Here is a 23,218-nt window from a genome sequence, read left to right on the forward strand (position 1 = left end):
TTCACCGACATATACTCAATATGAGTATAATTGGGAGAGCGCTATGAACGAACGAATTTCCGCCGCAGCCCTTTATGACCGCGTCAGCCGCGTCATTCCCAAAGCCGAATGGATGGGATTTCAAGATGACGTCGAGGCGATTCTGGAGCTGAAGCGCAAGCGCAACGCCGTTATTCTCGCCCACAATTATCAGACGCCGGAGATCTTTCACGGCGTTGCCGACATCGTCGGAGACAGTCTCGCGCTTGCGCGCAAGGCAATGGAAGTGGAGGCCGATGTCATCGTTCTGGCCGGCGTGCATTTCATGGCCGAAACGGCCAAGCTGCTGAACCCCAGCAAAACAGTGCTTATCCCCGACATGGCCGCAGGCTGCTCCCTGGCGGATTCCATCACGCCCGAAGACATTGCTCTTTTACGCAAGGCCTATCCCGGCGTTCCGGTCGTGACTTATGTCAACACATCAGCAGCGGTTAAGGCCGCCTCAGACATTTGCTGCACATCCGGCAACGCCCGCCAGGTGGTTGAATCGCTTGGCGTCCCACGCGTACTGATGTTGCCGGACGAATATCTCGCACAGAATGTCGCTCGCGCGACCAAGGTGGAGCTCATTGCCTGGCGCGGCCACTGCGAAGTCCACGAACTGTTCACCGCCGAAGATATACGCGAGCTGCGCGAGAGCTATCCGGGCGTCACGGTGCTGGCGCATCCGGAATGTCCGCCAGATGTCGTCGACGCTGCCGATTTTTCTGGCTCGACCGCCGTCATGTCGGACTATGTGGGCCAGGCACGACCTGCCCGCGTCGTGCTTTTGACCGAATGCTCGATGAGCGACAACGTGGCCGTCCATCATCCAGACGTGGAATTCATCCGCCCGTGCAATCTTTGCCCACACATGAAGCGCATCACGCTTGCCAACATCCGAAGCGCACTCGAGCAAAACAGGCATGAAGTGACGGTGGATGCCAAGGTTGCTGTCGCTGCCCGCCGCGCGGTTGAGAGGATGTTGGCAGTATGACGCCGGAACGTCTAAGGCAGCACACCGGAAAAACCGTTATCGTTGGTAGCGGTATTGCCGGACTGATGGCCGCGCTGACAGTCTCGCCTGAACCCGTTGTCCTTCTGACACGAAGCGCACTGGGTCGTGAAACATCCAGCGCCTGGGCACAGGGTGGGATCGCTGCCAGTCTGGCTCCGGACGACGACGTCGCGTTTCATCTGGCCGACACGTTGGCGGCAGGCGATGGCCTGTCTGCTTCAGAAATGGCTGCGGATATTCTCGCAGCCGCCCCATCGATCGTTGCGGCGCTGGAAAAAAATGGCGTGAATTTTGATCGCGACGCCCAAGGCGAATTGCTGTTCGGACTGGAGGCCGCCCATTGCCGCAGGCGGATCATCCATGCCGAGGGAGATGGCTCAGGCGCAGCCATTATTAAAGCACTCACCGCAGCCGTACTGCAGACGCCCTCCATCGAAGTCATAACTGGCGTAAATGTGCGCCGGCTAATTGCAGACGATGGCATCGTGGCCGGCCTCCATTGCGCAGGTGAAAAAGGCACTTTCACCCTTTTGACCGGCAAGGTCATCCTGGCAACCGGAGGGATTGGCGGGCTTTACGATGCAACGACCAATCCAACGGCAAATTTCGGGCAGGGCATCATGCTCGCGGCACGGGCCGGTGCCATGCTCGCCGATATGGAATTTGTCCAATTCCATCCCACCGCGCTAGCCTCGGCGCGGCGCCCCCTGGCTCTCGTCAGCGAAGCCGTACGCGGTGAAGGCGCCACGCTCCTGAATGAAAAAAACGAACGTTTCATGGCGAATATTCCCGGTCAGGAGCTGGCTGCACGCGACATCGTCGCACGCGCCATCGAACGGGAGATTGTCCGCGGCGGTCGGGTTTTCCTCGATGCACGCAAGGCGCTTGGATCGCGATTTTCAACACGCTTCCCCTCGATTGACCGGCTTTGCAAAGAGACGGGCATTGATCCATCCCGCGACCTGATCCCGGTGCGGCCTGCGGTGCACTACCACATGGGCGGCGTCGCGACGGATCGGAATGGCCGCAGCTCCTTCCCCGGCCTCTGGGTGGCGGGCGAAGCAGCCTGCACGGGATTGCATGGTGCAAACCGGCTTGCGAGTAACTCGCTGCTCGAGGCAGCCGTCATGGGCATGCGCGCCGCACAAGATGGATGCTCTTTTTCAGCGCCTCTGTCTGCCGGTGTAAGCGCAATCGGTTCCCTTGCGGAAGCCGATCCACGTGTTGTTCGCCCGCTTGTCTCCCGGCATCTAGGCATCACCAGAAATGCAGCCGGCCTGAATACGGCGATCGCCGGCCTTCTGCAACTGACCGAGCAGAACGGCCCAGCCTCCGACCCGGCAATCGTCGGCCTGTCGATTGCCGTATTTGCCGCCTTGCGCCAGGAATCGCGCGGCGCGCATTTTCGCGATGATTTTCCACTGAAGGGAATTGCGGAAAGACGCAGTCTTTGCCTCGACGAGATTCTGTCGTTTGCCCGAGCTATTTCTTCCAGCACCATCGCCCGGAGTGCCTGACATGCCCCTCTCCCCCTTGCCACGTCTTGTGATTGAAGCACCGGTTCGCATTGCCCTAATGGAAGATCTGGGGCTTGCAGGCGATATAACCTCTGATTCCGTGATCCCTGCAGACCATCGTTCAACAGTCGTCATGGCTGCGCGCGACAGGGGTGTCATCGCGGGCCTGGATGCCGCGGAGCTTGCATTCCAGCTCGTCGATCCAGCCATTGTGATGAAAAGGCAGGTGAATGACGGCTCAGCGGTCAATCCCGGCGACATCATCGCGACAATAGAAGGCCCATCGCGTGGCCTTTTGACCGGCGAGCGGACCGCGCTCAACTTTCTTGGCCACCTCTCAGGCATAGCCTCGGTTACGGCCGGTATCGTAGCAGCCATCGCTGGAACAAGAGCCTCAGTGGCGTGCACCCGCAAGACAACACCCGGCCTTCGCGCCCTGGAAAAATATGCCGTCCGTGCAGGTGGCGGCATGAACCATCGCTTTGCACTTCACGATGCAGTCCTCATCAAGGACAATCATATCGCTGTTGCAGGCAGCACGGCCGAAGCAATTCGCCGCGCAAAGACCAGTGTCGGCCACCTCGTCAAAATAGAAGTGGAAGTCGATACGCTCGACCAACTGAGGCAAGCGATGCAAGAAGGCATCGACGCTGTTTTGCTCGACAACATGAGCCCTGAGATGTTGCGTGAAGCCGTTGATATCGTCGCTGGCAAAGCCATCACAGAAGCCTCGGGCCGTATCAATCCGCAAACGGCTGCCACCATCGCGAAAACCGGTGTTGACCTGATTTCCGTTGGATGGCTGACGCACAGCGCACCGGTGCTCGATATCGGCCTGGATTTTTCCCACACCTGTTGAGAGCGGATACCGGAACAAACGTCTCACATATCCGTTATCGCCTTGCCATGAGGTCCGTGCTTCTAGGCGGGGGACGAATGCGTGCAAAAACCTGTCTTTATCAGCGGATCGCTATCAGAGAGGAAAGGCGTGTTATGGAAGATGCACAGGTTGGCTGGATTGCGGCCATTATCATCGGCGGCATTGCAGGGTGGCTTGCCGAACAATTCATGAAAAGCAACATGGGTGTTTTCATGAATATTATTCTCGGCATCATCGGTGCGATTGTCGCGAATTTTCTGCTTGGACTTGTGGGCGTTTCCCTCGGGGGATGGCTCGGATACCTTATCGCAGGTTTCATAGGCGCGTGCATACTGATCGCCGTAGGGCGAGCGATTCGCCGCTAAAGGGAGAATGAAATGAGCTTCTTTGACAAAATCAAAAACGCCATCTTCGGAAAGGCCGAGGCCGCCACTGAAACGGCAGCGCCTTCGCCTGCACCATCGGGCAGCCCTGCGCCTGCGGCACCGGCACCTGCGCAGCCAACCGCAACAAGTGCTGCACCCGCCCCGGCCGGAAACGTCGATGTTGCTGCCATCCTGGACGCTGCCGTCAAGAAAAACGGTCAGAAACTCGACTGGAAACATTCCATCGTCGACCTTCTCAAGGCGCTCGACCTCGACAGCAGCCTCAGCGCCCGCAAAGAACTGGCCGCCGAACTCCATTATCCCGGCGACACATCGGATTCCGCCGCGATGAATATGTGGCTTCACAAAGCGGTCATTAAAAAGCTTTCGGAAAATGGCGGCAAGCTGCCCGCCGAGTTGCTTGATTGACATGCCGGAGGCCAGGGGTAACACCCCTGGCCTTTTCAACTGACCAGTCGGCCCGGCCATGTCCCGCAAGGAGAAAAGAAATGGACGACTACGACAGCCTGCGCGAACAGATAGGCAGAGACCTCGACACCCTTCACAAGACCGAGAACCCGAAATCGATATTCGAGATTGCGGATGATTATCTTTTGGGAAATCCGCATCTGAAACGTGCGGTCGTTGAAGACATCATCAAAGAGGAAGCCGACAAGCGCAGCATCTCCATCCACTGAAACGCGCTCAACCACAAAGAGTGGAGCCATCTTGTGAACATGCTATAAGCGCCACAGTTCAACAGGATGAGGTTTTTAGTGAAAGAGGCGCAATCAACACCACTCGTCACGGTGATCGCAACCGGCGGCACCATTGCAAGCAAACGTGGCGAGGACGGAGCATTTAAGCCCGCGTTGACAGGTGATGACCTTCTTTCCGTTCTTCCCGAGGTCGATGCGCGTCTTCGCACGGTCAATCTGATGTCGAAAGATTCCTCCAGCCTTACCTTCGCCGACATGCAATCGATCAGCGACGCCGTGAAACGGCAAATCGCTGATGGCGAGGTGCGTGGTGTCGTGGTGATGCATGGCACCGACACGATGGAAGAGAGCGCGCTTCTCGTTCACTTGCAAAACGCCATCGAAAAGCCCGTGATTTTCACCGGCGCACAATTTGCTGCCGACCATCCCTGTTCTGATGGTCCAACTAATCTTCACCATGCAATTTCGCTCGCGTCAGACGCCGTCAATGCTGCGCGTGGTGTTCAGATCGCCTTTGGTGGCAGAACTGTATCGGCATGGGGCGCATACAAATTCAGCAGCGACAAGGCCGACGCATTTCGAAATGCCCGTGGCGAAACGACGAAAGCAAAACTCGAATTATCTGGTCGGGTTGATCCGGTCCGGGTGGACATGATCGCCATCTATCCCGGCTGCGACGCCACACAGATCAAGGCAAGTGTAGAGGCAGGTGCACACGGCATCGTGCTGCAGGCCCTTGGATCGGGCAACGCCAATCGGGTGATTGTCGAGGCGGCTCAAGAATGCACGTCCAAGGGTCTGCCGGTCATCATTTCCAGTCGTGTGCCCGACGGCGCACTTTCGCCCAGTTATGGTGGCGGGGGCGGTGGGCACGACCTGGCAAAAGCAGGAGCCATCCATTCACGTAAATTGCGGCCGGGCCAGGCACGTATTCTCCTGGCCGCTCTTCTGGCAAGTGGCGCCGATGCTGACGCCATCCGAGATGCATTCGACGAAACCGTCGACGAGATGCACTAACGAAAAAAGGCGGCTCCACATCGGAAGCCGCCATTTATACTGTCTCGAGAGAACAGATTTACTCGTTAGATTGAACCTCTGCCTTCCTGGCATTTTCTTCCATCAATTCATACCACATGGCGTTCATGACGGCGAAGATGGCGGCGAGAGGCAGGCCGAGCAGCCAGGCGAAATACCACATGTTCGATCTCCTTATTTGATCTCAGTACGCGTGTCCGCTTTCATCACGGATCGCCTTTTCATCCACTTTTCCCCACAGCACGCGGTAGACCCAGGTCGTGTAAGCAACGATCATCGGCACGAAGATCACCGCAACAACCAGCATGATGAACAGCGTCAGATGACTGGATGAAGCATCCCAGACAGTCAGGCTCGACTTCGGATCGACCGAGGACGGGAGGATGAAGGGAAACATCGAAAGCCCGACAGTCGAGATGATGCCGAAGATTGCGAGAGAACTGGCGAGAAGTGCCATCACTGCCTTGCGCATACGAATGAAAACAAAAGCGATCAGCGGCAGACCAAGGCCAAGTGCTGGCGCAATCATCATCCACGGATATGTGGTGTAGTTCTCGAACCAGATACCACTTGCCACTTCAACCGTTTTGCCAAGCGGATTGGACGGACCACCGGTGGCAATCTCGGACGTGAAGCGGTAACCATCAACCCCGAGCCATAAGAAAATGCCGCCAAGCGCAAAGACAACGGTCGTGGCAAGAGCCGCAACTGTCCCGAAAGCCCTGGCACGTTCGGCGATGACACCGTCCGTCTTCAGCATCAGCCATGCCGCACCATGCATCAGCAGCATGGCAACGGACACAAGACCGCAGAGAATGGCATAGGGGTTCAAAAGTTCGAACAGTGTCGTGCCGTCATAGAAGATTCTAAGATCGTCATCGAAGTGGAACGGCACACCTTGAAGTACGTTGCCAACCGCAACGCCAAAGATCAGGGCAGGTACAAAGCCCCCGACAAACAAGGCCCAGTCCCAGCTGGTGCGCCACACTACACTCTCGCGCTTGGAGCGATATTTGAACCCCACCGGCCGCAAGATGAGCGCAAACAGGGTGGCGAACATCGCCAGATAGAAACCCGAGAAGGACACCGCGTAAAGGGGTGGCCAGGCCGCAAAGATGGCACCACCGCCAAGGATCAGCCACACCTGGTTGCCTTCCCAGGTTGGGCCGATGGAATTGATGACGACACGCCGCTCGATGTCGGTTTTAGCGACAAAAGGCAGCAACGCACCAGCACCGAGATCAAAACCACCGGTGACCGCAAATCCTATCAGCAGGACGCCGAGCAGCAACCACCAGATAAGGCGGAGAATTTCGTAGTCGATAAGTTCGTGCAGGATCATGATGTTTACTCCGCAGCGACAAGTTTTTCGGGAACGAGCGGCGCCTCCGGTTCCTTGTCCGGATCAGGCCCCTTGCGGATCGCCTTGAGCATCAACCCCATCTCGATGATGAAAAGAACCGTGTAGATGGCGATGAAACACAGGAGCGTAATCAGAACCGTCGAAGCACTGAGGCTAGAGACCGCAGCGGCGGTCGGCAGCACACCTTCGATGATCCACGGCTGACGGCCGAACTCTGCGACGATCCAGCCCATTTCCGCAGCGATCCACGGCAGCGGAATGGCAAATACGGCAACCTTGAGCAGGATAGGATAGTGATCCAACCGGCGGCGGGCTGACAGGTAGAAGAATGTTGCCGTCAACAGGATGAAGAAGATGCCGAGCCCGACCATGATGCGGAACGACCAGAACAAGGTCGGGACGTGCGGAATGGTATCTGTCGCGGCCTTGGCGATCTGCTCGTCTGTCGCCTGTCTAGGATCGTCGACGTAGCGCTTGAGCAGCAATGCATATCCAAGTTCGTGCCCGAGTTCCGCAAAGGTGCCGCGCACCTCTTCAGGCAACTGCGTGCCCTTGCCGGCGGCACGAATCTGCATCAGTGCATCATAGGCCTTGATGCCATCACGGATACGGTTTTCAGCCTGCTTGACGAGATCGTTGATACCGGGAATTTCGGTGTCGAGCGAGCGTGTGCCGATCAGGCCCATGACCCAGGGAATATGAACGGCGAAATGGGTTTCGCGTGCTTCCTGATCGGGAAAACCAATCGCGGTGAAGGCAGCCGGTGCCGGTTCTGTTTCCCACATCGCTTCGATAGAGGCGAGTTTCATCTTCTGATGTTCGGTCGAGAGATAACCGCTCTCATCGCCCAGCACGACGACGGAGAGAGCCGAAGCAAGTCCGAACGAGGCTGCAACCGTCATCGAGCGTTTGGCAAGATCGACATGGCGTCCCTTCAGCACATACCAGGCTGAAACACCAAGGACAAAGATTGCGGCCGTTACATAGCCAGCCGAAACTGTATGGACGAATTTCGCCTGAGCGACCGGGTTGAACAGAACTTCGAAAAAATCCGTCACTTCCATGCGCATGGTCTGAGGATTGAAAGCCGAACCGACAGGATTTTGCATCCAGCCATTGGCAATCAAGATCCAAAGTGCAGAGAAATTCGAACCGAGCGCAACGCACCAGGTTGCGATCAGGTGACCAACCTTCGACAGTTTATCCCAGCCGAAAAAGAAGAGACCAACGAAGGTGGCTTCCAGAAAGAACGCCATCATGCCTTCGATGGCGAGCGGCGCCCCGAAGATGTCACCAACATAGTGGCTGTAATAACTCCAGTTCATACCGAACTGGAATTCCATGACGATGCCGGTGGATACACCGAGCACGAAGTTGATGCCGAACAGTGTTCCCCAAAATTTCGTCATCTGTCGCCAGATCGTCCGGCCAGTCATGACATAGACCGTTTCCATGATGGCGATAACCACCGACAGACCAAGTGTCAGAGGGACGAACAAAAAATGATATAAGGCAGTAACTGCGAATTGGAGGCGCGATAGCGCCACGATGTCGAGTTCCATGTGTTTACCCCACCTTTTTCTTCAAAAAAGGTCAGTCTCCTGTTTCAAAAACAGCACCGACCCTGAAAAAATCGATCAGTCCGGACGCAATGTTTGCAACACTACGCCGTAGCCTGGGGTACCGCTTTGACATTCATCAAACGGATGCCCCTCTTTCAGAACCACAATGCGATCGGCGAATTCAGCCTCACGCCGATTGTGCGTCACCATCACGACAGTTTTTCCCGTCGCGTGTTGAAACAGCCTTGCGAGCACATCGCGCGCTGTTTTGCCGTCAAGGCCTTCAGTCACCTCATCCAGAAGCCAGAGGGGCCTGTCTCTCAACAGAAACCGCGCAAGCGCCAATCTGCGGGATTGCCCACCGGACAGGCCCTGCCCGCCCTCGCCCAGACGAGTTTCAAGCCCCTCGGGTAAACGCCTTACCAGGGTACCAAGACCCGCAGCATCGAGGACGTCCCAGAGTTCGCGATCGGTCGCATCGGGTTTGGCAAGCCGGAGATTGTCACCAAGGCTATCGCGAAACAGTTCGTTTCGTTGTGTGAGAAGCGACGAAGAGAAAGCGTTGACGTATCCGGTATCCGGTGTCAGTTCGCCGGCAATCAGATTGAGCAGGCTTGTCTTTCCAGCACCGCTCGCCCCTATGATTGCGACCGTTTCACCGGCCTTGATGTTTAAATCGACATCATCAAGTACCGGGCGGGAATTGCCAGCACGCGTCAGTTTCACACCTGCAAATTCGACGGCCATGCCCGTAGCAGGCACGGAGGGCGAAAACACCGTATCAGCGGCAGAAAGGCGGGGGGCAATCCGTCGGGCGGAGAACAATGTTCTCCCAAGTTCCATTGCTCCCCTTCGCAAAGCAGTAAAAGGCTCCAACGCGGCAAAACAGACGAGCAATCCCAAGGCTGCCGCGGGCGCATCGATCACACCATGTTCGGCCAGCCAGGCCATTCCCAGCAGTGTAGTCGCCAGCAGAACGGCTGAGCTGATCCCAAACGAAAAGCCCGTTGCAACTTCAATCCGATTTAATTGGTCGTCGCACCTTCTCAGATAATCGTCCGCGTCACACGCAGCCGCCACCTGTGCCGACAGGCGACCCGTCGTCAGGAACTCCGCCTGACCGCTGACCATATCAGCGGTGCGCGCCCGCAAAGACTCAAGACCACTCGCACGGCGGCGAGCGAATTTTTCCGCATTCAAGGAAGCTTTGACGGAGATTCCAAGGCCCGCGACCAGCAGGAAGATAGCTGCACCGAGCCCGGCGAGCGGATGCAGAATGCTAAGCCCTAGCCCCGTCGCAATCGCTACCAGAATTGCAACGCCTCCCGGCACGAGAACGCGCAAACAAAGCGAATCCAGCGCATCGATATCGGCCGTCAAACGGTTCAGCAGGCGAACCGGCCTGGCCTCGAGCGCCTTTGCAGCCATGGGCGAGGCCCAGCCGCGAAACAGCTTTTCCCGGAGTGCTGCGAGAACAGAAAGCGTTGCTTCATGCGTTGTCAGACGCTCGCCATATCGTGCGGCGGTCCGAGACAGCGCAAGCAGCCGGATTGCTGCTGATGGCGCAAAAACATCGAATGCATAGGCTGTCGCTGGTGCGAGACCGGCAATTGCCGTGGCCGTGATGAACCAGCCTGAGACGCCCAGAAGTCCAATACCAGCCATAACCGTTGTCGCGGCGAGCGCAGCACCTGCGCACAACATTGTCCGACGTGACGACCAAAAAAGCTGGGTGATGGGCTTCAATACGGCAAGACGCGATATCATGAACGCTCCTCCCCTTGGCTGAGGGCAGCCAGATCCACAACCCTGTCCATACGCCCCGCAAGAACCGGGTCATGCGTCGCCACGATCAGGGTCCTGTCTTTGGCGAGCCGACAGAGGCTGTCAGCAATCCGTTCCGCAGTTTCGCGATCGAGATGCGCCGTCGGCTCATCGATCAGCAATAGCTGTGTTGCGGGGTCGGCAACCGCCCTCGCTATGGCCAGCCTCACAGCCTCACCGCCGGAGATTCCATGACCGCCATCACCGACGGGACAGTGTTGGCGCGCAGATACCAATGCGTCGAGCCCGGTTTCCTGCAACGCACGGTCAACGCCCGTGCCGGTGATGTCAGGACGACCAAAGCGAACATTGGCTTTCAGCGAGCCAGCCGTAAAAAAAGGCTTCTGGCTGATCCATCCAACCGTCTGGCGCAATGCGTCAGCCGTATCGGCATTCAGTGGCGTGCCACCGATCTCGATCAAGCCCGTATCGGCGGCAGCAAAGCCAGCGATCAAAGAGAGAATGGTGGATTTTCCGCAGCCAGAAGGGCCAAGGAGCGCAACGGATTCACCTTCCCGAACGGACAGGTCAAAATCGCAAATGACGTAAGGCCCGCCCGGATAAGCGAAAGACAGCCCTTTGATCTCCAGGGTCGGTGCGCTCGCAATGGAACGTTCCGTAGCGTGCTGACCGTTTCCAACAACTGAGACCGCATTGTTCCTGAACTTGCGCAGTGCATCCATTGCCGCCTCGCCCGCAGCGCGATCGTGCCACACGGCAGACAGTTCGCGCATCGGTTCAAAAAAGGCGGGTGCCAGAAGCAAAATGAAAAGGCCTTCTGCCAGCGTCAACCGCTGCCCCCAGGCCCCGAATTCCAGAAAACCGAGCAGATGGAAGCCGACATAAACAGCGGTCATTGCAACCCCAAGAGCCGCAAACAGCTCAAGGACTGCGGATGACAGGAAAGCAATCCGCAAAACTGCCATCGTCCGCTTCTTGAGGTTTTCGGCATCCCCCCTAAGTCTACGGGCAGTTAGATCGACGGCCTCCAGGGACCGGATCGTTTGCAGTCCGCGCAAGCGATCCAGCAAGAAGGCGTTCATGTTGCCGGTCTCGGCCAGTTGCTTTTCGCTTGCCGCTTTGGCCTGCCAGCCGATCAACGCCATGAACAGAGGTATCGTCGGCATGGCGAAAAGCAGCACCAGTGCGGCAACCCAGGAGAATGGGAAGATAGCGACGAAGAAAACAATGGGAACGACCGTCGCCTTCATTCTCGCCGGTAGAAACCGGGACAAGTAGGGCACGAGTGCCTCCGCACTCTCTGCAATGACACTTGCCGCCTCCCCGGACGTCGTACGGGATGAATCGAGGGGAGACGCTGTGGCCACAATAGCAAGCGCTTCCGCTCTCTCTTGAGAAAGTACGCGACGGGCAGCCCGAAACGATCGGCGTGATGCCGCTTTCTCCAGCCATGCTTTGAGAACCCCGAGGACGAGAACCGCAGAGGCGGCGGGCACGATCGATATCATCGGTGCCGCATCAGCGATCATACCGACGGAAAGAGCCAGCAATCCTGCCTGCGGCAACCAGATAAGGGCGGCGACGGCATGCAAAAATGCGACGGACCTGCCTTGCGATGGGGCACGTTTCTTTTCCTGCCCAACGTTCGCGATCCCGGCTTCCGAAACCCGTCGTCCCGCCGTGTCATGAGCATTGTTCGTCGCTTCTCGAGCAAATTGACCGGGATCAGCGACAGCAGAGGAAGGCGATGCGGATGTGGAAGCGGTCATTGATCCCGTTACCTCTTTTTGCCGCGCGGTTTGGCAAGCGAAACAATTTTATCCTTGGTATCCAGTAGCTTGGTGACCTTCGCGCCTAATGCCAAAAGCGATGCCAGTCTTTCGGTTTCGAGCTTTTTGACGTCGTCGTACCAGCCAGTCAGTTGCTCGATCAGCACTTTCATGTCCTCGATACGCTTTTGGGCGTGGCGCTCGCTCTCGCCTTCAGGCGTCGTCATGAGAATTTCGCGCAATACGCTAAGCGTCGGATCAATTTCGCGTTTCTTGCGCTCTTCCGCAAGTATACGAAGGATGTGCCAGACATCTTCCGGAGTCGTGAAAAAGTCGCGCCTATCTCCGGGCAGATGCTTGAGGATTGCAAGGTTCCAGGCCTGAAGCTCTTTCAGGCTCATCGACACATTCGAACGAGAGATCGCCAACGCCTCGACGATATCGTCTGCGCAGAGCGGCTCCGGCGATAGATAAAGAAGAGCATAGACCTGCCCGACGGTGCGATTGATTCCCCATCGACTGCCCATTTCGCCGAAATGCAGCACAAATGACTGGACGAGAGGCGAGAGATTTGCGGACACGCTTTGTTTCCTAATTTTCAGTAATTTCTGAAACTTCGATATAACAAAAAACAAATGGCATCAAATCTCCTTTTTGAACTGCGTCAAAAAGCGTCACACAGACAAACGGCAGGCCGCTGAAGGCTTTGAATGACAGGGCCTTGCCGATAATCACGATACAAGTCGGCCCGAATTCTCATGATACCGATATCATACGGTCTACCCATGCTGCTGCGATGCCAACAGAAGAATTTTTTCCCTCAATGACTTTGCACGCCAGATGTATTGGGCTTATTCAGGAAATGCCTTTGAGGCGGGATTTGCGCGAACGGCATGACTGAATTTCAGGGTTCTGACCTTGACAAAGTTGTAACGGACAAGCGAATGTTACCGATAACACACCAGGAAATCCGTGGAGGAAATTGTGAGCCTTAAGTTGTTTGACCTTTCCGGCCGTTGTGCCCTGATCACGGGCTCTTCACAGGGCATTGGCCTTGCGCTGGCGAAAGGTCTGGCGGAAGCAGGCGCCGAAGTTGTCCTGAACGGCCGAGACGAAACAAAACTCAAAGCTGCGGCTGAAAGCATCAAGGGCGCTAAAACTCTTGCATTCGACGCCACTGACCACGCGGCGGTTCGTGAAGCGATCGATCGCTTCGAGGCCGAAGTCGGCGCAATCGATATTCTCGTCAACAATGCCGGGATGCAACACCGCACACCGCTTGAAGACTTTCCTGCCGACGCCTTCGAGCGCCTTCTGCAGACCAACATCGCCTCGGTTTTTCACGCTGGACAGGCGGCTGCCCGCCACATGATTGGCCGTGGACGCGGCAAGATCATCAACATCGCCAGCGTCCAGACTGCCCTTGCTCGCCCGGGCATCGCCCCATACACCGCCACGAAAGGCGCCGTTGGAAACCTGACGAAGGGCATGGCAACCGACTGGGCGAAGTATGGCCTGCAGTGCAATGCCATCGCGCCGGGTTATTTCGACACGCCACTTAACGCTGCACTCGTGGCAGACCCGGCATTTACCGGCTGGCTCGAAAAGCGCACGCCCGCCGGACGGTGGGGCAAGGTAGACGAGCTTGTCGGCGCCTGCATTTTCCTCTCGTCGGACGCATCCACATTTGTCAACGGACATATTCTCTACGTGGACGGCGGCATCAGCGTTTCGCTCTAAAACCCCTCGTCTCCGCCGCGCCAGCTGATCCAGCTTTCGGCGGAGACGTTTCCATCATGATGCTTTTGGGAGGAGGCCCATGACAATGACGACCGAAACCAGCAGAATTGCCTTGATCGGCGCGGGCGCCATGGGAGGCGCCATCGGGACCCGACTGCTAGAAACGGGAAATCATCTGACGGTCTTCGATCTCGACAAAGAAAAGGTCGCGGCGCTGACGGGACGCGGCGCCCATGCAGCATCAACAGCGGCCGATGCGGCGTCGGCATCCGATGTCGTCATTCTCAGCCTCAACTCCCCCAAAATCATCCGCATCGCTGTCTTCGGCGAAAACGGGGTTGCGGCTGGAGCAAAGCCCGGAGCACTCATCATCGATATGTCGTCCATCGATCCGGAGGCGACCAAGGAACTGGCGGCCGACTCTGCCGCAAAGGGCCTTCGCTGGGTTGACAGCCCGCTCTCCGGCGGCGCTCCCAAAGCCCTTATCGGCCAGCTTACCTTGATGGCTGGCGGCAGCGAGACCGATGTCGCTGATGCCCACCGTGTTCTGCGCCACGTGGCGAGCAATTTTACCCATATGGGTCCTAGCGGCGCGGGGCAGACCACAAAGCTTATCAACCAGGTTTTGTGCGGACTGAACTTCCTTGCGGTAGCTGAAGCTACACAACTCGCCCTCGACGCCGGCGTCGACGCCGCAAAAATCCCGCAGGCGCTGAAAGGTGGTCGCGCTGACAGCGCCATCCTGCAGGAATACATGCCGCGCTTCGTCGAGAAGGATTACCGCCGCACCGGTCGCATCGACAACATGGTCAAAGAGCTGAACGGCGCGCAGGATCTGGCACGCCGAACCAACACGGCCATGCCGCTGACCGCGGTCTGCGCGGAAGTCCACCGCATGTTGACGGCGGCCGGACTGGGTGGAGAAGATCAGGCCGCCCTGATGGAATTCTTCAGCGGCGCGAAACGGCAATTTCCACAATAGGAGTTCCAGGAGGCCCTACTGGAGGCGCCACAACCCTGAAAAAGCGTTGCTCTCAAATGTGCGTCGTCGGTAAAGCTGTCGACAGCTTGACCGTTTCCATCGAGATGTAGGCCGACATGTCGTAGAGTTCGACACGCCGGATGATCTGCTTGTAGACCGTGTCGTAATATTCGACGTTCGGCAGAACCAGCTTGAGAATATAATCGAAATTGCCGGTAAGCCTGTGGACCTCGACGATTTCGGGAATTGTGCTGACCGCCGAATGAAAGCGTTCGAGCCACTCTTCGCCGTGCAGTCCTGTTCTCACAAGCAGGAAAACCGTCGTCGGCAGATTGACCTTTTTTCTGTCTAGCAGCGCCATTGTGCCGGTAATGTAACCCTCACTCCGCAGCCGGGTCAGTCGTCGCGAACAGGCGGATGGTGACAGGGAAACCTGCTCGGCGATATCGGCGAGCGGCGTTTCGGCATTTTGCTGGAGAATCGCAAGAATGCGACGGTCACGGTCATCAATCATGTTTCGATGATGCGTCAGATTTCTTCATGTCGCAAATGAATTGCACATTTTAAATTCAATGAGCAAATAGAATGCGTGAACCAGGAATTACGCGGCGAACAACGCATCAAACTCCCACAAGATGAATGGCATCATGGGCGCCAATCGAGAATTATACCGAGGGAAGACATAATGAAACGGATCGGCCTGATCGGCGGCATGAGCTGGGAATCGACGGCAACCTATTACCGGCTCATCAATGAGGCAGTGCGCGAAAGCTGCGGCGGCCTGGTATCTGCTGATCTCGTCATGCATTCGCTTGATTTCTCCCAGGTGGTTGCGCTGCAAAAGGCAGATCGCTGGGATGAGGCTGGCGCGCTCCTCGGTGCGGCCGGCGCCCGCCTGGCCAATGCAGGTGCGGACTGTGTACTGATCTGCACCAACACCATGCATCTTGTCGCAGACACCGTGGCAAAGATGTCAGGCGTCACGCTGATCGACATCATCGACGAGACCGCTGCAGCTCTGAAAGCTGACGGCCGCAGCAAGCCGCTGCTTCTCGCAACACGCTACACGATGGAACATGGTTTCTACACCGACCGTATGCGCCAAAATGGCATCGAGGTCTTCGTGCCGGAGTTGGAAGACAGGGTTGCTGTTCATGACATCATCTTCAGCGAACTATGCTGTGGAGAGGTCAAAGCAACGTCACGTCAGACATATCTCGACATCATTGAGAAGGCGCGTGGATTGGGTGTCGACTCGATCATCCTGGGCTGCACTGAAATTTCACTTCTGATCGATCCGAACTCATTGTCGTTGCCGGGCTACGACTCGACGGAAATTCACGCAAAGGCGGCCGTCAGGTTCGCACTGGAAGGCGGCACACTTCACAAAGCCGCGTAAATGTGCCGCCTTTTCGCCTATTCGGGCAAACCTGTCTGGCTCGACAGCCTTCTGATCGAGCCAGAGGCCTCGCTTGTCAGCCAATCAATGGCGGCGCGAGAAGCCAAGACCGTCGTCAACGGCGACGGCTGTGGCATCGGCTGGTATGGAGAACGCGGCGCGCCCGGCGTCTTTCGTGATACGCGGCCTGCCTGGTCTGACGCCAATCTTGCAGCCCTCTGCCATCAGATCCGCTCCGGAATGTTCATGGCGCACGTCCGTTCAGCGACGTCAGGCGAAGTGTCCCGTGCCAATTGCCATCCCTTCTCCCTTGGCCGCCATCTTTTCATGCATAACGGCCAGATCGGCGGTTATGAGCGGATAAGGCGGGATGTCGATTCTCTCATTCCCGATCACATCTATTCTGCCAGACGCGGTACCGGCGACAGCGAAGCAATCTTCCTGATTGCGGCCGGCCACAACCTGCAAGAAGATCCGGTATCGGCAATCGCCAGAGCACTTAAACTCTGTCGGGAAAAGATGATTGCCGGCGGCGTAACCTCCGCATTGCGCTTCAGCGCGGTGCTCATGGATGGGGACTGCCTGCACGCATTCCGCTGGTCGAGCGACGCGACGCCGCCATCGCTCTATTGGCGCGCGCTTGAAGACGGTATCGCCATCAGTTCCGAGCCTTTTTCTTTCGATGCCGCACCCTGGTGTGTCGTACCACCCAATACCGTCGTCAGGATCAGCGCCTGCGGAATGACTGCTGAAAACTTCGAACCGGCATGATGGAATGCCGGACAGCTCTGGGGACGATAAAGTTCCGGCACAACAGGCATCCGCAAAGCGTTACGTCCGCCGTTTTTTCACTTCACCAATGATTTTCCGGACAGACGCGCCACAGTGGCGGAACTTTCCGTTTGCCGAAATTGTCCGATGCACCGGCCGGGCATAATCTCGCGAGCCTACGAGAAAAAGCTTTCTTTTCCAATATTAAGCTCTTCATCTTTCCAAAAAAAACGCTGTTGCCACACCTCCATATCGATGCATAAACTGGCACCGTTACAGGTAAGCCGGATCGACACAATCAGACCCTCTCCTCCCACCAAGGTGCTGACCGACCAATGATCAACAAACTCGCCACCAACGACCTCCCTCGTCCCGCGCCGCGCAGCTCCAACCCGGAGATCATGGCCAACGAAATCATCGAGCGATTGACCTATCGTATCGGCAAGGACGTCAAGGTTGCCAAGCCTCACGACTGGCTGACGGCCACAATCCTCGTCGTTCGCGACCGCATCATCGACAAGTGGATGGAATCCACCCGCAAGGCCTACCAGGACAATTCCAAGCGCGTTTATTACCTGTCGCTGGAGTTTCTGATCGGTCGTCTGATGCGCGACGCAATCTCCAATCTCGGCCTGATGCATGAAATCAAGGACGCCTTGTCGTCCCTTGGCGTTGATCTTGATGTCATCGCAGGTTTGGAGCCGGATGCTGCCCTCGGCAATGGTGGTCTCGGACGTTTGGCCGCCTGTTTCATGGAATCAATGGCAACGGTCGATATTCCCGCCTATGGGTATGGCATCCGCTATGTGCACGGGCTTTTCCGCCAGCAGATGGCCGATGGCTGGCAGGTTGAGCTGCCGGAAACCTGGCTTGCTCACGGTAACCCCTGGGAATTCGAACGCCGCGAAAGCTCCTACGAAATTGGCTTTGGTGGCTCAGTCGAAACCATTGGCGGATACGAAGAACCGCAGCGCTTCGTGTGGAAGCCTGCAGAGCGCGTCATTGCCATGGCAGTGGACACACCTGTTGTCGGTTGGCGCGGCACCCGCGTCAACACGCTGCGTCTCTGGTCGGCTCAACCTATTGACCCGATCCTGCTCGCTGCATTCAATGCAGGCGACCACATCGGCGCACTGCGCGAAAGCAACAAAGCCGAGAGCCTGACGCGTGTTCTCTATCCCGCAGACGCCACGCCAGCCGGTCAGGAACTACGTCTGAGACAAGAGTTCTTCTTCTCGTCCGCATCCCTGCAGGACATCCTGCGTCGCCATTTACAGCAATATCCGGACTTCACATCGCTGCCTGACAAGGTGTCCATTCAGCTCAACGACACTCATCCGGCCATCTCCATTGCCGAAATGATGCGTTTGCTCTGCGACGTACATGGCCTGGAGTTCGAGGAGGCCTGGAAAATCACGCAGGGCACCTTCTCCTACACTAACCACACACTGCTTCCCGAAGCGCTGGAAAGCTGGCCGGTCCCACTGCTCGAGCGTCTTTTGCCACGCCACATGCAGATCATTTATGCGATCAACGCCAATACGCTGGTCTTTGCCCGCAAGGAAAAGAAGATGGTCGATCAGCAGATCCGCGCCATCTCTCTTATCGATGAGACTGGCGAGCGGCGGGTCCGCATGGGCAACCTCGCCTTCATCGGCTCCCACTCGATCAACGGCGTTTCGGCACTGCACACCGATCTGATGAAGGAAACGGTCTTCGCAGACCTCCATAACCTTTATCCCGACCGCATCAACAACAAGACGAACGGCATCACGCCCCGCCGCTGGTTGATGCAATGTAACCCCGGCCTGACGGGGCTCATCCGCGAGGCAATCGGCGACGAATTCCTCGACGACGCGGAAAAGCTGACGGCGCTGGACAGGTTCGCGGAAGATTCGAGCTTCCGCGACAAGTTTGCCGAAGTGAAGCGTTTGAACAAGGTTCGACTGGCAAACACGGTTGCACAGCGCATGGGCATCCGTGTCGATCCATCGGCAATTTTCGACATCCAGATCAAGCGTATTCACGAATACAAGCGGCAGCTTCTCAATCTCGTGGAAACGGTGGCGCTTTACGACCAGATCCGCTCTCATCCGGAGCTTGACTGGGTGCCGCGTGTGAAGTTCTTCGCCGGCAAGGCCGCACCAAGTTACCACAACGCCAAGCTCATCATCAAACTCGCCAATGATATCGCTCGGGTCATCAACAATGATCCGGCCGTGCGCGGGCTGCTGAAAGTCGTGTTCATTCCGAACTACAACGTCTCGCTGGCAGAAATCATGGTTCCCGCCGCCGACCTCTCGGAACAGATTTCCACTGCCGGCATGGAAGCATCCGGTACAGGCAACATGAAATTCGCTCTGAACGGCGCCCTCACCATCGGCACGCTTGACGGGGCGAACGTGGAAATGCGCGATCATGTTGGTGCCGATAATATCGTCATTTTCGGCATGACCGCCGAAGAAGTCGCGAAAACACGTGCTGACGGTCACAATCCACGCGCCATCATCGAGGGCTCGGCGGAACTGTCTCAGGCGCTTTCATCGATCGCTTCCGGTGTTTTCTCGCCCGATGACCGCTCACGTTTCTCCGGACTGATGGACGGTCTCTATAACAGCGACTGGTTCATGGTCACCGCCGACTTCGACGACTATGCGCGGGCACAACGCGAGGTCGACACGATCTGGGGCGACCCCACAGCCTGGTATTCCAAAACCATCCGCAATACCGCACGCATGGGCTGGTTCTCATCCGACCGGACAATCCGGCAATATGCGTCAGAAATCTGGAGAGCCTGATGAAAAAACCGCTCAATTCGGCCGACGAGAAAAAAACTGGTGAGGTAACACAGGCTGAAATAGAGGCAATCAAGAGCGGTTTGCACTCCAATCCCTTTGCAATTCTCGGCGTTCACGGAACGCCGGGAAATTTCGTCGCGCGCTGTTTTATTCCAGGCGCCGAAGAAGTGACGGTGATGCGGCTGGACGGTAATATCGCCGGAGAGCTGAAGCGCATCGATACCGATGGATTTTTTGAGGGCTTGGTCGACTTGCCGTCGCGCCAGCCGATCCGCTACCGTGCCTGTCGCGATGATGCGGAATGGGCTGTAACGGATCCGTACAGCTTTGGCCCCGTTCTTGGCCCGATGGACGACTATTTCGTTCGCGAAGGATCGCATCTACGCCTCTTCGACAAGATGGGTGCACATCCGCTGAAACTCGAAGGAGTTGAAGGTTTTCACTTTGCGGTCTGGGCGCCCAATGCCCGGCGCGTGTCCGTCGTCGGCGATTTCAACAATTGGGATGGCCGCCGGCACGTCATGCGTTTTCGCAAAGACACCGGCATCTGGGAAATTTTTGCACCTGACGTGTATGCAGGCTGCGCCTACAAATTCGAGATCGTCGGCGCCAATGGCGAGCTGTTGCCGCTGAAGGCTGATCCCTTTGCCCGAAAAGCAGAGCTTCGTCCCAAAAACGCCTCGGTGACAGCCCTTGAACTTACTCAGCAATGGGAAGACCACGCGCACCGCGAACATTGGGCAACCGTCGACCAGCGACGCCAGCCGATCAGTATTTACGAGGTGCATGCCGGCTCATGGCAACGACGCGATGACGGTACCTTCCTGAGCTGGGACGAACTTGCAGCAAGACTGATCCCCTACTGCACTGATATGGGCTTTACCCACATTGAGTTTCTGCCGATTTCCGAACATCCATTCGATCCTTCGTGGGGCTACCAGACAACAGGCCTTTACGCGCCTTCTGCCCGATTTGGGGATCCGGAAGGGTTTGCAAGGTTCGTCAACGGTGCTCACAAGGTTGGCATTGGTGTCATTCTCGACTGGGTGCCGGCGCATTTCCCCACAGACGAACATGGCCTGCGCTGGTTCGACGGAACCGCGCTTTATGAACACGCCGATCCACGTCAGGGCTTCCATCCGGATTGGAACACCGCGATCTACAATTTCGGCCGCCTTGAGGTCATGTCTTACCTCATCAACAACGCGCTTTACTGGGCTGAGAAATTCCATCTCGACGGACTGCGCGTCGACGCCGTGGCATCGATGCTCTACCTTGATTACTCCCGCAAGGAAGGCGAGTGGATACCGAACGAATATGGCGGCCGTGAAAATCTGGAGTCCGTCCGCTTCCTGCAGAAAATGAACTCGCTGGTGTACGGCACCCATCCCGGTGTCATGACGATTGCGGAAGAATCCACGTCCTGGCCCAAAGTCTCGCAACCCGTTCATGAAGGTGGCTTGGGCTTCGGCTTCAAGTGGAACATGGGCTTCATGCACGACACGCTGAGCTATTTCTCGCGTGAACCGGTGCACCGCAAATTCCACCATCAGGAACTGACCTTCGGACTGCTTTACGCCTTCAGTGAAAATTTCGTGCTACCGCTCAGCCATGACGAGGTCGTGCATGGCAAGGGCTCGCTGATTGCCAAGATGTCCGGCGACGACTGGCAAAAATTTGCGAACCTCAGATCGTATTATGCGTTCATGTGGGGTTACCCCGGCAAGAAGCTGCTGTTCATGGGACAGGAATTTGCACAGTGGAGCGAGTGGAGCGAGAAGGGTTCGCTTGACTGGAACCTACGCCAATACCCGATGCACGAGGGCATGCGCCGCCTCGTGCGAGACCTGAATTTCACCTATCGCTCCAAACCTGCGTTACATGCGCGCGACTGCGAACCGGACGGGTTCCAGTGGCTGGTCGTCGAGGACCACGACAACTCCGTCTTCGCATGGTTGCGTAAGGCACCAGGCGAGAAGCCCGTGGCGGTGATCAGCAATCTGACGCCGGTTTATCGGGAAAGCTATTATGTGCCGCTACCTTCTGCCGGACGTTGGCGGGAAATTCTCAACACCGATGCCGAAATCTACGGCGGCAGCGGCAAAGGAAATGGCGGACGCGTCCAGGCTGTGGATGCCGGCGGGCAAATCGGAGCGATGATCGTCCTGCCACCGCTGGCAACCATCATGCTCGAGCCGGAAAACTGACGGGAACAACAAACGGGAGGACAAGACATGTCAGAAAAGAGAGTTCAGCCCTTGGCGCGTGATGCAATGGCCTATGTCCTCGCAGGCGGAAGAGGAAGCCGCCTGAAAGAACTGACGGACCGGCGGGCAAAACCAGCGGTCTACTTCGGTGGCAAGGCCCGCATCATCGACTTCGCGCTGTCGAACGCGCTCAACTCCGGTATCCGTCGTATCGGTGTTGCCACGCAATACAAGGCACATTCGCTGATCCGCCATTTGCAGCGCGGCTGGGACTTCTTCCGTCCCGAACGAAACGAAAGCTTTGATATTCTGCCCGCCTCCCAACGCGTTTCCGAAACGCAATGGTATGAAGGCACGGCCGATGCGGTCTATCAGAACATCGATATCATCGAGCCCTATGGCCCCGAATATATGGTCATCCTGGCCGGCGACCACATCTACAAGATGGACTACGAATACATGCTACAGCAGCATGTCGATTCGGGTGCGGACGTGACGATCGGCTGCCTCGAGGTACCACGCAAGGAAGCCTCAGGCTTCGGCGTCATGCACGTGAACGAAAAAGACGAGATCATCAATTTCATCGAAAAACCTGCTGATCCACCGGGCATTCCAGGCAATGAAAACTTCGCGCTGGCCTCGATGGGTATCTATGTCTTCCACACGAAGTTTCTGATGGACGCGCTTCGCCGCGATGCTGCCGATCCAACATCGAGCCGCGATTTTGGCAAGGATATCATTCCCTACATCGTTGCCCACGGCAAAGCCGTCGCGCACCGTTTCGCCTCCTCCTGCGTTCGCTCCGATTTCGAGCATGGCCCCTACTGGCGCGACGTCGGTACCATCGATGCCTATTGGCAGGCCAATGTCGACCTGACAGACGTGGTGCCGGATCTCGATATCTACGACAAATCCTGGCCGATCTGGACCTATGCGGAAATTACGCCGCCGGCCAAGTTCGTGCATGACGATGAAGATCGTCGTGGCTCGGCGGTATCTTCCGTCGTATCGGGCGACTGCATCATCTCTGGCGCAGCGCTTCAGCGCAGCCTGTTATTCACAGGTGTTCGCGCCAATTCATACTCCCGCCTTGAGAATGCCGTAGTACTGCCGAGTGTGAAAATCGGGCGACATGCCCAGCTTAAGAATGTTGTCATCGACCATGGCGTGGTCATTCCGGAAGGATTGATTGTTGGAGAAGACCCCGAACTCGATGCGAAACGTTTCCGCCGCACCGAAAACGGCATTTGCCTTATTACCCAATCGATGATCGACAAGCTGGATTTGTAG

At 56.9% G+C, this 23,218-nt stretch carries 21 protein-coding genes; 14 read left to right on the forward strand and 7 right to left on the reverse strand.

The features are described 5' to 3' along the window. Positions 1-43: 43 nt before the first annotated feature. From nadA to HWX89_RS07930, 7 genes are all read left to right on the forward strand, one after another. Positions 44-1,015, forward strand: coding sequence for a quinolinate synthase NadA (gene nadA / locus HWX89_RS07900; protein WP_138792038.1), 972 nt, complete (start codon positions 44-46; stop codon positions 1,013-1,015). Next, complete coding sequence (locus HWX89_RS07905; RefSeq protein ID WP_138792037.1) at positions 1,012-2,553, forward strand: L-aspartate oxidase; 1,542 nt, start codon at positions 1,012-1,014, stop codon at positions 2,551-2,553. The genes nadA and HWX89_RS07905 overlap by 4 nt, the downstream gene beginning before the upstream one ends. A 1-nt stretch (position 2,554) precedes the next feature. Continuing rightward, positions 2,555-3,412, forward strand: coding sequence for a carboxylating nicotinate-nucleotide diphosphorylase (nadC, locus tag HWX89_RS07910; RefSeq protein ID WP_138792036.1), 858 nt, complete (start codon positions 2,555-2,557; stop codon positions 3,410-3,412). 134 nt (positions 3,413-3,546) lie between these two features. Next, positions 3,547-3,798 (forward strand): GlsB/YeaQ/YmgE family stress response membrane protein, encoded by a 252-nt coding sequence (locus HWX89_RS07915; RefSeq protein WP_138792035.1) that lies wholly within the window; start codon positions 3,547-3,549, stop codon positions 3,796-3,798. Positions 3,799-3,810: 12 nt separating this feature from the next. Continuing rightward, positions 3,811-4,227 (forward strand): DUF3597 domain-containing protein, encoded by a 417-nt coding sequence (locus HWX89_RS07920; protein WP_138792034.1) that lies wholly within the window; start codon positions 3,811-3,813, stop codon positions 4,225-4,227. A gap of 80 nt (positions 4,228-4,307) precedes the next feature. After that, a complete protein-coding gene (locus HWX89_RS07925; protein WP_138792033.1) occupies positions 4,308-4,496 on the forward strand; it encodes a hypothetical protein in 189 nt (62 codons plus the stop codon). Between the two features lie 78 nt (positions 4,497-4,574). Then, positions 4,575-5,534: an asparaginase gene (locus tag HWX89_RS07930; RefSeq protein WP_353505662.1), complete on the forward strand. Its 960-nt coding sequence runs from the start codon at positions 4,575-4,577 to the stop codon at positions 5,532-5,534. Between the two features lie 58 nt (positions 5,535-5,592). Here the strand turns inward: HWX89_RS07930 and cydX are convergent, their stop codons facing one another. The 6 genes from cydX to HWX89_RS07960 form a co-directional block, all read right to left on the reverse strand. Next, positions 5,593-5,715 (reverse strand): cytochrome bd-I oxidase subunit CydX, encoded by a 123-nt coding sequence (gene cydX / locus HWX89_RS07935; protein WP_138792031.1) that lies wholly within the window; start codon positions 5,713-5,715, stop codon positions 5,593-5,595. 21 nt (positions 5,716-5,736) lie between these two features. Beyond that, positions 5,737-6,894: a cytochrome d ubiquinol oxidase subunit II gene (cydB, locus tag HWX89_RS07940; protein WP_138792030.1), complete on the reverse strand. Its 1,158-nt coding sequence runs from the start codon at positions 6,892-6,894 to the stop codon at positions 5,737-5,739. A gap of 5 nt (positions 6,895-6,899) precedes the next feature. Further along, entirely contained in the window at positions 6,900-8,477 is a 1,578-nt protein-coding gene (locus HWX89_RS07945) for a cytochrome ubiquinol oxidase subunit I (RefSeq protein ID WP_138792029.1), read from the reverse strand. Between the two features lie 75 nt (positions 8,478-8,552). Then, positions 8,553-10,244, reverse strand: a complete 1,692-nt coding sequence (cydC, locus tag HWX89_RS07950) for a thiol reductant ABC exporter subunit CydC (protein WP_138792028.1) — start codon at positions 10,242-10,244, stop codon at positions 8,553-8,555. Continuing rightward, positions 10,241-12,031 carry a thiol reductant ABC exporter subunit CydD gene (cydD, locus tag HWX89_RS07955; protein ID WP_138792027.1) on the reverse strand — a complete coding sequence of 597 codons (1,791 nt, stop codon included), beginning with the start codon at positions 12,029-12,031 and terminating at the stop codon, positions 10,241-10,243. Before cydD ends, cydC begins: the two co-directional genes overlap by 4 nt. An 8-nt stretch (positions 12,032-12,039) precedes the next feature. Continuing rightward, complete coding sequence (locus HWX89_RS07960) at positions 12,040-12,612, reverse strand: GbsR/MarR family transcriptional regulator (protein WP_138792026.1); 573 nt, start codon at positions 12,610-12,612, stop codon at positions 12,040-12,042. 403 nt (positions 12,613-13,015) lie between these two features. Here HWX89_RS07960 and HWX89_RS07965 point away from each other — a divergent pair, with 403 nt between their 5' ends. Together HWX89_RS07965 and HWX89_RS07970 are read left to right on the forward strand one after the other, a co-directional pair. Beyond that, on the forward strand, positions 13,016-13,771 hold the full coding sequence (locus tag HWX89_RS07965; RefSeq protein WP_138792025.1) for an SDR family oxidoreductase: 756 nt from the start codon (positions 13,016-13,018) through the stop codon (positions 13,769-13,771). Between the two features lie 79 nt (positions 13,772-13,850). After that, entirely contained in the window at positions 13,851-14,753 is a 903-nt protein-coding gene (locus HWX89_RS07970) for an NAD(P)-dependent oxidoreductase (RefSeq protein WP_178340660.1), read from the forward strand. A 52-nt stretch (positions 14,754-14,805) separates the two neighbouring features. Here the strand turns inward: HWX89_RS07970 and HWX89_RS07975 are convergent, their stop codons facing one another. Continuing rightward, positions 14,806-15,267: an Lrp/AsnC family transcriptional regulator gene (locus HWX89_RS07975; RefSeq protein WP_138792024.1), complete on the reverse strand. Its 462-nt coding sequence runs from the start codon at positions 15,265-15,267 to the stop codon at positions 14,806-14,808. 171 nt (positions 15,268-15,438) lie between these two features. Here HWX89_RS07975 and HWX89_RS07980 point away from each other — a divergent pair, with 171 nt between their 5' ends. From HWX89_RS07980 to glgC, 5 genes are all read left to right on the forward strand, one after another. Beyond that, a complete protein-coding gene (locus HWX89_RS07980; protein WP_138792023.1) occupies positions 15,439-16,152 on the forward strand; it encodes an aspartate/glutamate racemase family protein in 714 nt (237 codons plus the stop codon). Next, positions 16,153-16,923 (forward strand): class II glutamine amidotransferase, encoded by a 771-nt coding sequence (locus HWX89_RS07985; RefSeq protein WP_138792022.1) that lies wholly within the window; start codon positions 16,153-16,155, stop codon positions 16,921-16,923. A gap of 335 nt (positions 16,924-17,258) precedes the next feature. Continuing rightward, on the forward strand, positions 17,259-19,721 hold the full coding sequence (locus HWX89_RS07990) for a glycogen/starch/alpha-glucan phosphorylase (RefSeq protein ID WP_138792021.1): 2,463 nt from the start codon (positions 17,259-17,261) through the stop codon (positions 19,719-19,721). Next, positions 19,721-21,928, forward strand: a complete 2,208-nt coding sequence (gene glgB, locus HWX89_RS07995) for a 1,4-alpha-glucan branching protein GlgB (RefSeq protein WP_138792020.1) — start codon at positions 19,721-19,723, stop codon at positions 21,926-21,928. The genes HWX89_RS07990 and glgB overlap by 1 nt, the downstream gene beginning before the upstream one ends. A 27-nt stretch (positions 21,929-21,955) precedes the next feature. Beyond that, positions 21,956-23,218 (forward strand): glucose-1-phosphate adenylyltransferase, encoded by a 1,263-nt coding sequence (glgC, locus tag HWX89_RS08000; RefSeq protein ID WP_138792019.1) that lies wholly within the window; start codon positions 21,956-21,958, stop codon positions 23,216-23,218.

Source organism: Rhizobium sp. RM, from assembly GCF_013390595.1.
Classification (GTDB): Bacteria; Pseudomonadota; Alphaproteobacteria; order Rhizobiales; family Rhizobiaceae; genus Agrobacterium.